This is a genomic window from Pseudomonas sp. RGM2987 (genome assembly GCF_022952855.1).
Lineage (GTDB): Bacteria > Pseudomonadota > Gammaproteobacteria > Pseudomonadales > Pseudomonadaceae > Aquipseudomonas.
On record NZ_JALJDX010000205.1, the window covers coordinates 68,062 to 78,468 of the forward strand.

Sequence of the window (10,407 nt, forward strand, 5' to 3'; positions counted from 1 at the left end):
GAATCAACGACTCACAGCAATCGCCTGGTTATTCATGATACGCGGAGTGAGAAACACGAGCAGCTCGGATTTTTTCTCCGAGACCACATCACGCCGGAAAAGGCGGCCAAGATACGGCACATCGCCAAGAAATGGCACCTTATCTACAACCTTGCTCTGAGTATTCGAGAAAACCCCGCCAATCACAATGGTTTCGCCATCATTGACCAGCACCTTGGCGTTGACTTCGTTTTTCTTGATCGGCGGGACATCCTGCACTTTGTTCAGGTAGTCCGGTTCATCCTTGGTGACCTTGACCTCCATGATGATGCGATTGTCCGGGGTGATCTGCGGGGTCACCTCCAGCGACAGTGATGCTTCCTTGAACGACACCGATGTCGCGCCGCTGGAGCTGGCTTCCTGGTAGGGAATCTCGGTGCCCTTGAGGATCTTGGCGGTCTCCTTGTCGGACGTCACCACCTTGGGCTGGGAGACGATTTCACCGTTGCCGGTTTTTTCCATGGCGGTCAATTCGAGGTCCAGCAACACGTTGTCGGTGATGAAGGCGATACCGATCCCCGAGGTATTGCCCGATGCCCCCATGTCGACGAATGGCTGGTTGGTGCCGGTACTGCCCGGGGTGCCGATGGTGGTGGAGCTGCCGTTGGTGACCCCGGAAGAATTCCAGTTGCCCTGGTTCTGCACCGAGCCACCCCAGCGCACGCCCAGGCTCTTGTCGTAGTCGACGTTGGCCTCGACGATCCGTGCCTCGATCATCACCTGCCGCACCGGGATATCCAGCTGGGCCACGATCCGACGCAGTTCGTCGAGCCGGTCCTGGGTCTGGTAGGCAATGATATTGTTGGTTCGCTCATCCACCGTGATCGTGCCGCGCTCATCAGCTTTGGCCTCGGCGCTGGTCACCGACTGGAACAGCTTGGCGATGTCCGCCGCCTTCGCGTAGTTGACCTGCAACAGCTCGCGCCGAAGCGGCGCCAGGTCGGCAATCTGCTTCTGGGATTCCAGTTCCTGGCGTTCGCGGGCGGCAATTTCATCGGCTGGCGCCACCAGCAGGACGTTGCCGACCTTGCGCTTGTCGAGCCCCTTGGTCTTGAGCACCAGGTCGAGCGCCTGGTCCCAGGGCACGTTCTGCAAGCGCAGGGTAATGCCACCCTGCACCGTGTCGCTGGCTACCAGGTTCAGGTTGGTGAAATCGGCGATCAGTTGCAGGACCGAACGCACCTCGATGTCCTGGAAATTGAGGGAGAGTTTCTCGCCGCTGTAGGCGGCACGGTCGGAGTTGCGTTTTTGCAGGTCTTCGACGCTCATGGGCCGCACGCTGACGGTGAGCTTGTTGTCGGTCTGGTAGGTCGAGTAATCGAAGGTGCCGCTGGGCTCGATGCTGATGGTCGCCCGATCGCTGCCGGCGCTGGCATTGACGAACTGCACTGGCGTGGCGAAGTCCTTGACGTCCAGGCGGACCCGCAGCGGCTCAGGCAGCTGGGTCCTGGCGAAGTTGAGGATGATCTTGCCTTCACGTTCCTGGATATCCGGGGCAATGGAAGGATCCGACAGATCGATCACCACATTGCCTTCACCTTGGGTCCCGCGCTGGAAGTCCACGCCACGGATCGCCTTGCCCACCGGCGCACTGGCCCTAGCTGGCGCAGCACTGGCTACGGCGGGGCGTTGCGCCTGGGCGGCAGCCTTGGGAGCGGCACCCTTGCCGACCACGACGAACAGATTTTTGCCTTCGACCCGGGTGTTGTAAGGCGCCAACTGGGTCAGGCCGATGATCAGCCGGGTGCGATCCCCTGCCTCGACCACGGTAGCGCTACGGGCGTTGCCACCGCCCAGGTCATGGCTCTTGCTGGCCAGTTGATTGGTCACTCCCGGCAGGTCCAGCGCAATTCGCGCCGGTTGCTCGGTGGTATAGCCCCGGGGCGTCGGGGGCGGCCCGTCGAAGGTCAGCTTCAGCTCGACACGGTCCCCCGGCAGCGCCGCGACATCCAGCGTCTTCAGGCTGGCGGCATGGACCATCGGCGATAACAGCGCTATCCATAGCGAAATACCGAGGACTGAAAAAATCCTGTTCATTGTTGGGCTTCCACTAATGAGTGCTCTTTCAAAGGAATGGTCCGTGGTCGCTCGAGCCAGGCACCATCGCCATCGGGAACGATCTCCACCACATCGACCTGAGTCGCGCTGATCGAGACGATCCGCCCGTCGTTGCGCCCCAGATAGTCACCGACCTTGAGTCGATGCACCCCGCCCGCTCCGCGCAGCAGCGCGAAGGAGCCGCTGACGTTGGAGATCGTACCGACCATTTCAAACTGCTCGATGTTGAAGCCTTCCAGATACTGCTTGACCCGGTTGGGATCGGGCCGGACGTTGTGCGAGCCCTTCTGCCGGCCAGCCTGGTCCACCCGGACCTGCCGGGAAAACGGGCTGCGCAGGTTGGCGGCGCTGTAGGTAAAGGTTTCGGCAGGCTTGAAGGTCGGCGTCGGCTCGATCTTGCCCGGCGGACGCAGGCGCATCTCGTTCATGTAGGCGTCGAGGTCGCTGAAGCCGTTGTCATTGTTGCAGCCCGCCAGCGCGACCAGGCCCGCCAAGAGGCAAGTGCGACACACCGGCTTCATGGCTGCGCCTCCTGCTCGTTGTACCGATAAGTCTTGGCCTGGATGCTCATGCGTAGCTTGTTGCCGGCCTCGGGCTCCATGGGCGCGATCTCGAAATCGTGCAGGGTGACGATCCGGGGCAGCCCGGCCACGCCGCTGACGAAGGTCGCCAGATCATGGTAGTCACCGGTCACGGTGATCTGGATCGGCAATTCGATGTAGAACGGCTGGGTGACCTCCGGCAGCAGTTTGATCTCCTCGAACTCCAGGCCACTGCCCAGGCCGGTGCGGGTGATGTCCTCCAGCAGGCCTGGCACTTCGGTATCGCTGGGCAACTGCCGCAACAGCACGCCGAACGAGGTTTCCATCTGTTTCATCTGCTCGGTGTAGCGCTCCAGGTTGGCCGCCATGTGGGCCTTGCCTGCGAACTGGGCCTTGAGGGTGTTTTCTTCCTCACGCACCTGTTGCAAATAATCTTCACGCTCACTCAAGGCAAAGTTGTAGCCCAGCCCCAATACCAGGATCACCAGCAGCAGGCCCGCCAGCCATTTGACCGGCATTGGCCAGGAGCCGATGTTATTGGTGTCCAGGTCACTGAAATCGACCTTGCGCAGCGCATCCAACCACTCCCCTGGCCTCATTGCTCGCCCTCCATCTCAGCCGGACGGGTCTGGCGCACTGTCAACTGGAAAACGTTGGCCTGGTCGAGCTGACCGGCGGTGGTGGCCTTGACCTCTGTCAAGCTGGGCGCATCGAACAGGTCCGACGAATCGAGGTTGCGCATCAGGTCGGAAACCCGGTTGTTCGACTCGGCGACGCCCTTGATGAAGAGCGTGCGGTCTTCCATTTTCACCTCAGTGAAGTACACCCCGTCCGGCAGGGTTCTCACCAACTGGTCGAAGATTCGCCCGCTGACCGGCCGGTTACCCTGCAGGTCCTGGATGATGCGCATGCGTTCCAGCAACTGCTGGCGGCGGGCTTTCAATTCGCTGATCTGCTTGATGCGCTCGTCCAGCACGGCGATCTGTTCCGAAATATGACTGTTGCGCGCCAGTTGATGGTCGACTGCGCTGTTGATGTACTGGAGCGCGATGAGGGTCACGCCCACCGCGCCGACCAGTGCCCCCGCCAATGCCAGCAGAAAGCGTTTGCGACGCTCTTCACGCTGTTCTTCGCGCCAGGGAAGCAGGTTGATCCGCGCCATCAGTCGAAACTCCTGAGGGCCAGGCCACAGGCAATCATCAGTGCCGGCGCATCACTGGCCAGGGCACCGGCGTTGACCTTGCTGCTTAGGGCCATGTTGGTAAACGGGTTGGCGACCTGGGTCGGCGTGCCCAGGCGCTGCTCGATCAACCGGTCCAGGCCGGCCACCGAGGCCGTGCCGCCGGCCAACAGGATGTGGTCTACCGAGCTGTACTGGCCCGACGCGAAGAAAAATTGCAGGGACCGCGAAACCTGCTGCACCAGCGCCTCGCGAAACGGCTGCAGAACCTCGGCGAGGTAATCGTCCGGCAGGCCGCCCTGCTTCTTTGCCAGGCCGGCCTGCTCGGGTGTCAGGCCATAGCGGCGCTGGATTTCCTCGGTGAGCTGGCGACCGCCGAACAATTGCTCGCGGGTATAGATGATGCGTCCGTTGTGCAGGACGCTGAGGGTGGTCATGGTGGCGCCAACGTCGATGACCGCAACGGTCAGCCGCTCCTGGGACGCCGCCAGCTGCGTGGCGAGCAGGCCGAAGGCACGCTCCAGCGCGTAGGCTTCAACATCGACCACCCGGGCCGTCAGCCCGGCCAGGGCAAGCGCGGCCTCGCGCACCTCGACGTTTTCCTTGCGGCAGGCGGCCAGCAGCACTTCGACTCGCTCGGCACTGCGTGGCGAAACGCCCTGCACTTCGAAATCGATGGCCACTTCATCCAGCGGATAGGGGATGTATTGGTCCGCCTCGATCTTGAGCTGGTTTTCCATTTCATCGTCGGACAGCCCGGCATCCATCTCGATGGTCTTGGTGATCACCGCCGAACCCGCCACGGCCACCGCCACGCTGCGCAAGGGCGTCCGGGCCTTGGCCAGCAACCGCGACAAGGCCTGGCCCACCCCTTCGAGCTCGGCAATGTTCTTCTCGACCACGGCATTGGCCGGCAACGGCTCGACCGCGTAGGACTCGACGCGGTAGCGGTCACCCTGGCGGCTCAACTCGAGCAGCTTCACCGACGTCGAACTGATGTCGATCCCCAGAAGCGTATGGGCTTTTTTATTGAAGAGTCGTAGCACTACCAATTCCCTATGACTATCCGTGAGTTACGGACTCTCTAATATGCGTTGCGTTCAATCACGCCGGCCCGACGGACGTCCGGGTGGCGTTTCCATCGAAAAAAAATGCTTATAATGCCCAGCGTTTTTTTTCGCTTTGTTGCAAGCTCGGGTCCTTCCCTGCACCTGGCGCCTTTTTCATTCTTTGCCTGGATATCCAAAAGCCTTGATTCGTCTGCTGAAATTTTTCGGATGGTCCATCATCGCCGTTTTCTGCGGACTGCTCCTGGGTCTGAGCGGTGCGTTTCTTTACCTTAGTCCGGGATTGCCATCCGTGGAGGCGCTGAGAAGTATTCAGTTGCAGATTCCTCTGCGGGTCTACAGCAGCGACAACAAACTCATCGCCGAATTTGGTGAAATGCGCCGCACGCCGATCCGTTTCGCCGACATTCCGCCCAATTTCATCAATGCGTTACTAAGTGCTGAAGACGACAATTTCGCCAACCACTATGGCGTCGATCCAGGCAGCCTGATGCGCGCCGCCAGCCAATTGGTCAAGAGCGGGCACATCCAGTCCGGCGGCAGCACCATCACCATGCAGGTGGCCAAGAACTTCTTCCTGACCAGTGAACGCAGCTTCTCGCGCAAGACCACCGAAATCCTCCTGGCCCTGCAAATCGAACGGCAGCTGACCAAGGATGAAATCCTCGAGCTGTACGTGAACAAGATTTACCTGGGCAACCGCGCCTACGGCATCGAGGCGGCAGCGCAGGTGTACTACGGCAAGTCGATCCGCGACGTGAGCCTGGCGCAGATGGCGATGATCGCCGGACTGCCCAAGGCACCGTCGCGTTTCAACCCACTGGCCAACCCGGCCCGCAGCAAGGAGCGTCGCGACTGGATCCTGGGGCGCATGTACAAGCTCGGCAAGATCAGCGAGGCCGATTACACCGCGGCGATCAATGAGCCGTTGAACGCCAGCTATCACGTGCCGACGCCGGAAGTGAACGCCCCATACATCGCCGAGATGGCTCGCGCCGAGATGGTCGGCCGCTACGGCAGCGACGCCTACACCGAAGGTTTCCGCGTGACCACCACGGTGCCGAGCAACTTGCAGGAAATGGCCAACACCGCCCTGCACGAGGGCTTGATGAGCTACGACCAGCGCCACGGCTACCGTGGCCCCGAGTCACGCCTGCCAGGCAAGACCAGGGAGGCCTGGGCCCTGGAACTGACCAAGCAGCGTGCTATCAGCGGGCTGGAGCCGGCAATTGTCACGTCGGTGGACAAGGACGGCATCAAGGTGCTGACCCGCAACGGCGAACAGGAAGAGCATGTGGGCTGGGAATCCATGAAGTGGGCCCGTCCGTTCCTCAACACAAACAGCATGGGCGCCGCTCCCCGGCAGCCATCGGACGTCGCTCAGGTCGGCGATCTGGTCCGGGTGCAACGCCAGGCGGATAACACCCTCAAATTCAGCCAGATCCCGGCCGCCCAGGGTGCGCTGGTGTCCCTCGATCCGCAGGACGGCGCCATCCGCTCGCTGGTGGGCGGCTTCGCCTTCGAGCAGAGCAACTACAACCGGGCGTTGCAGGCCAAGCGCCAGCCGGGTTCAAGCTTCAAGCCGTTCGTCTACAGCGCCGCGCTGGATAACGGCTATACCGCCGCCAGCCTGGTGAACGATGCGCCGATCGTGTTTGTCGATGAGTACCTGGACAAGGTCTGGCGGCCGAAGAACGACACCAACACGTTCCTCGGCCCGATCCGCCTGCGCGAAGCGCTGTACAAGTCGCGCAACCTGGTATCGATCCGTCTGCTGCAAGCGCTGGGCGTAGACCGCACCATCGACTACATCAGCAAGTTTGGCTTCAACAAGCAGGACCTGCCGCGCAACCTGTCCCTGGCCCTGGGCACCGCGACCCTGACGCCGATGGAAATCGCCACGGGCTGGAGCACATTCGCCAACGGCGGGTACAAGATCACGCCGTACATCATCGAGAAGATCGAGAGCCGTAACGGCGACACACTGTTCGTCGCCAACCCGCCGCGGGTGCCGACCGGCGCGCAGGCCAGCAATGGGGTCGCCGCACCGGCCACCGAGACGTTCACGGTCAATGCGACCCCAGGCGAAGCCACGACGGCGCCGGCAGTACCGCAAGCACCGGCCGTCGCCGAGCGTATCGTCGACGGTCGTACCACCTACATCCTCAACAGCATGCTGGAGGACGTGATCAAGCTCGGCACCGGACGCCGCGCCCTGGCCCTGGGCCGCACCGACCTGGCGGGCAAGACGGGTACCACCAACGAATCCAAGGACGCCTGGTTCTCCGGCTACAACGCCGACTACGTGACCACCGTCTGGACCGGTTTCGACCAGCCCGAGAGCCTGGGTCGCCGCGAGTTCGGCGGCACCGTGGCGCTGCCGATCTGGATGAGCTACATGGGCGCCGCCCTCAAGGACAAGCCACCGCACACCCAGCCGGAGCCGGAAGGCATCCTCAGCCTGCGCGTCGACCCGGTCAGCGGCCGCGCCGCCACCCCAGGCACCCCCGGCGCGTACTTCGAACTGTTCAAGAGCGAAGACACCCCACCGTCGGTCAACGAACTGGGCAACGGCGTCGCCCCAGGCAGCCCACTGCCGGCGGATGAAGCCGCGCCAATTGATTTGTTCTGATACCCGCTATACCCAAGGCCCCGCCTTCGAAAGAAGCGCGGGGCTTTTTTCTGCATAACCGGATGATCGCTCCCACAGAGCCCTGACCGCCAATACAAATCAGTACACAACAAAAAACCCCGACTCACAGGAGCCAGGGTTTTTCGTTGAAGCGTTACAACGGCTTAGCCGTTGAACACGTCATCCACGCTCTTGAGCGGGTAGTTCTTCGGATATGGCAGGGTCGCCACGCCGGTCTCGATCGCAGCCTTGGCCACGGCATCGGAGATCAGGGTGATCAGGCGGGCGTCCATTGGTTTCGGAATGATGTACTCACGACCGAACTCCAGCTTGATGCCGCCGTAGGCGTCGCACACTTCCTGAGGCACCGGCAGCTTGGCCAGCTCGCGCAGGGCGTTGGCGGCGGCGACTTTCATTTCTTCGTTGATGCGCTTGGCGCGAACGTCCAGGGCACCGCGGAAGATGAACGGGAAGCCCAGTACGTTGTTGACCTGGTTCGGGTAGTCCGAACGGCCGGTGGCCATGATCACGTCGTTGCGGGTGGCGTGGGCCAGTTCCGGGGAGATTTCCGGATCCGGGTTCGAGCAGGCGAACACGATCGGGTTCGGCGCCATGCGCAGCAGGTTTTCCGGGCTCAGCAGGTTCGGACCCGACAGGCCGACGAATACGTCGGCGCCGTCCAGTGCGTCAGCCAGGGTGCGTTTTTCAGTCGCGTGGGCGAACACCGCCTTGTACTGGTTCAGATCGGTACGGCCGGAGTGGATCACGCCGGTACGGTCGATCATGAAGATGTTTTCGATCTTCGCGCCCATGCTTACCAGCAACTTCATGCAGGAGATGGCCGCAGCGCCGGCGCCCAGGCAGACGATCTTGGCTTCTGGCAGGGTCTTGCCGGCGATTTCCAGGGCGTTGATCATGCCGGCCGCGGTGACGATCGCGGTGCCGTGCTGGTCATCATGGAACACCGGAATGTCGCACTGCTCGATCAGCGCGCGCTCGATCTCAAAGCACTCGGGCGCCTTGATGTCTTCCAGGTTGATGCCGCCGAAGGTGATGGAGATGCGCTTGACGGTGTCGATGAAGGCTTGCGGGCTTTCGGAGTCGACTTCGATGTCGAATACGTCGATACCGGCGAAGCGCTTGAACAGCACGCCCTTGCCTTCCATGACCGGCTTGGAGGCCAGTGGGCCCAGATCACCCAGGCCGAGAATGGCGGTGCCATCGGAAATGACTGCAACCAGGTTGCCCTTGCCGGTGTATCTGTAGGCCAGTTCGGGGTCGCGAGCGATTTCGCGTACTGGTTCGGCTACGCCGGGGCTGTAGGCCAGCGACAGATCGCGGGCAGTAGCGGTGGCCTTGGTGAGCTCGACACTCAGCTTTCCTGGACGAGGATTAGCGTGATATTCGAGAGCGGCAGTTTTCAGATCAGACATGTGGGCATTCCGCTTTTTACTGTGTTGGACAGACGGACCGCCGAGGATACGCGCCTCGTAAAGTCCCTACAAGACTGACCGGTCACCCCTGTCAAGCGCCCTGCCCTACGACTTTGGGCCAAGAGCCACGGAACACAAGGGCTTCATGCATACAATCCAATAAAAAAATGTCTACAATTTTTCAGTCGGACGCCACGCTCAACATGGCGGGGTCGGTCAGCGGCAGCAACCAGCGGGCCTGCCCGGACTCCAGGCCGCCGCGCCGCGAACGATCCTGAACCCAGCCGCGAGCCTCGATCTTGCGACCTTCGAGCGTCTCAAGCATGCGAACATCGAACCGCTCCAACAGATTGGGTGCAACGCGCAATACAACCGGGCCCTGCAGCTCGATCCAAACGCCACCTCGATTGCGTTGAACCTTGGTTACGTGACCCGTCAGCACGGCGAATCCGGAAGCATTGATTTGCTCCGCCTTCAGCACCGGCGAACGTCGCCACACGCCCAGGCCAGCCTGACGAGCAGTACGCTCGGCGGTTCGCTGGCAATCCACCAGATCGACATTCGGCGCGACCGCCACCTGGAAACCCAGGCCATCGGCGAGCATCTGCGCTTCGAGGTTGGCCCCATCGGCGCCGTAGACATGGGCCAGCAGGCGACCGTAGCGATCCTTGCTCTCTTTGCCCGGCAGCAGACCGACGCGTGCATCGCTGGCGGCCACCAGCGCCTCCAGGCGTTTGCGCGCAGCCACAGCGAACGGCTCATCGGAACGCCCCTGCTTGCCCAGCTCAGGCGTGTTCAGGCCAATCAGGCGCACGTTGCGCCCGTCGGCCAGGCGCAGGGTATCGCCATCGACCACCCGCTGCACCGCGACCGAAGTCAGGCCAGCGGGCGCCGGGCAGAAAGCCTGGGCATGGGAAAGCCAAATCGCAGACACAAAAAAGGCGCCCGCAAGGGACGCCTTTTTCATCAGTCTGGAGCCGTGGGAACGAGCATCCAAAATGATCAGCCTCAGGCTTTTGGAGCCACTTTGCCGAAAGCACCGAAACGATCGGCGAACTTCTGAACGCGGCCGCCGGTATCCAGAGTCTTTTGCTTACCGGTGTAGAACGGGTGGCATTCGTTGCAAACGTCGATCGCCAGGGCTTTGCCGTAGGTCGAACGGGTTTCGAACTTGTTGCCGCAGCTGCAAGTCACGGCAATTTGTGGGTATTCCGGATGGATATCGGTTTTCATGGTGTTTCCTCAGGCTAGCGTGCCGCCACCCAACACTATTGTTGAATACCGCACGTAATTAGGCCGCGGATTCTACCAGACATCGCCATTCGCGCAAGCTATGCCTTGTACCAACCGTCTGCTAGGCTCCCGACTTCAAGCGCATTCCGAGGGTGGGAGCGGGCTTGCTCGCGAAAGCGGTGTGCCTGACAACCTAATAGGCAACCGACACACCGCTTTCGCG

9 protein-coding genes are annotated in these 10,407 nt (G+C 61.8%); 1 reads left to right on the top strand and 8 read right to left on the bottom strand.

Features of this window, described 5'->3' with window-relative positions; translation table 11 throughout:
* Nucleotides 1–3: 3 nt before the first annotated feature.
* From pilQ to RGM2987_RS17320, 5 genes are read right to left on the bottom strand one after another with little or no spacing between them, the layout of a single operon-like run.
* Entirely contained in the window at nucleotides 4–2,076 is a 2,073-nt protein-coding gene (pilQ, locus tag RGM2987_RS17300) for a type IV pilus secretin PilQ (RefSeq protein WP_245143526.1), read from the bottom strand.
* Nucleotides 2,073–2,618 carry a pilus assembly protein PilP gene (locus RGM2987_RS17305; RefSeq protein ID WP_245143528.1) on the bottom strand — a complete coding sequence of 182 codons (546 nt, stop codon included), beginning with the start codon at nucleotides 2,616–2,618 and terminating at the stop codon, nucleotides 2,073–2,075. Before RGM2987_RS17305 ends, pilQ begins: the two co-directional genes overlap by 4 nt.
* Entirely contained in the window at nucleotides 2,615–3,238 is a 624-nt protein-coding gene (pilO, locus tag RGM2987_RS17310; protein WP_245143531.1) for a type 4a pilus biogenesis protein PilO, read from the bottom strand. Before pilO ends, RGM2987_RS17305 begins: the two co-directional genes overlap by 4 nt.
* On the bottom strand, nucleotides 3,235–3,801 hold the full coding sequence (locus RGM2987_RS17315; protein WP_245143533.1) for a PilN domain-containing protein: 567 nt from the start codon (nucleotides 3,799–3,801) through the stop codon (nucleotides 3,235–3,237). Before RGM2987_RS17315 ends, pilO begins: the two co-directional genes overlap by 4 nt.
* Nucleotides 3,801–4,865, bottom strand: a complete 1,065-nt coding sequence (locus tag RGM2987_RS17320; RefSeq protein ID WP_245143536.1) for a pilus assembly protein PilM — start codon at nucleotides 4,863–4,865, stop codon at nucleotides 3,801–3,803. Before RGM2987_RS17320 ends, RGM2987_RS17315 begins: the two co-directional genes overlap by 1 nt.
* Nucleotides 4,866–5,070: 205 nt before the next feature.
* Here RGM2987_RS17320 and RGM2987_RS17325 point away from each other — a divergent pair, with 205 nt between their 5' ends.
* Complete coding sequence (locus RGM2987_RS17325; protein ID WP_245143538.1) at nucleotides 5,071–7,518, top strand: penicillin-binding protein 1A; 2,448 nt, start codon at nucleotides 5,071–5,073, stop codon at nucleotides 7,516–7,518.
* A gap of 164 nt (nucleotides 7,519–7,682) precedes the next feature.
* On the opposite strand, the gene RGM2987_RS17330 is transcribed toward RGM2987_RS17325, so the two are convergent.
* The 3 genes from RGM2987_RS17330 to rpmE all read right to left on the bottom strand — a co-directional run bounded on the left by RGM2987_RS17330 (nucleotide 7,683) and on the right by rpmE (nucleotide 10,184).
* Nucleotides 7,683–8,951, bottom strand: coding sequence for a malic enzyme-like NAD(P)-binding protein (locus RGM2987_RS17330; protein WP_245143541.1), 1,269 nt, complete (start codon nucleotides 8,949–8,951; stop codon nucleotides 7,683–7,685).
* 181 nt (nucleotides 8,952–9,132) lie between these two features.
* Nucleotides 9,133–9,918, bottom strand: coding sequence for a thermonuclease family protein (locus RGM2987_RS17335; protein WP_245143544.1), 786 nt, complete (start codon nucleotides 9,916–9,918; stop codon nucleotides 9,133–9,135).
* 41 nt (nucleotides 9,919–9,959) lie between these two features.
* Nucleotides 9,960–10,184 (bottom strand): 50S ribosomal protein L31, encoded by a 225-nt coding sequence (gene rpmE, locus RGM2987_RS17340; protein WP_245143549.1) that lies wholly within the window; start codon nucleotides 10,182–10,184, stop codon nucleotides 9,960–9,962.
* Nucleotides 10,185–10,407: the final 223 nt, after the last annotated feature.

Excerpts from the sequence above, each read along its gene's own strand:
- RGM2987_RS17330 (WP_245143541.1), bottom strand. The coding sequence starts at position 8,951 with ATGTCTGATCTGAAAACTGCCGCTCTCGAATATCACGCTAATCCTCGT.
- pilO (WP_245143531.1), bottom strand. The coding sequence starts at position 3,238 with ATGAGGCCAGGGGAGTGGTTGGATGCGCTGCGCAAGGTCGATTTCAGT.
- pilQ (WP_245143526.1), bottom strand. The coding sequence starts at position 2,076 with ATGAACAGGATTTTTTCAGTCCTCGGTATTTCGCTATGGATAGCGCTG.
- RGM2987_RS17305 (WP_245143528.1), bottom strand. The coding sequence starts at position 2,618 with ATGAAGCCGGTGTGTCGCACTTGCCTCTTGGCGGGCCTGGTCGCGCTG.
- rpmE (WP_245143549.1), bottom strand. The coding sequence starts at position 10,184 with ATGAAAACCGATATCCATCCGGAATACCCACAAATTGCCGTGACTTGC.
- RGM2987_RS17315 (WP_245143533.1), bottom strand. The coding sequence starts at position 3,801 with ATGGCGCGGATCAACCTGCTTCCCTGGCGCGAAGAACAGCGTGAAGAG.
- RGM2987_RS17335 (WP_245143544.1), bottom strand. The coding sequence starts at position 9,918 with ATGAAAAAGGCGTCCCTTGCGGGCGCCTTTTTTGTGTCTGCGATTTGG.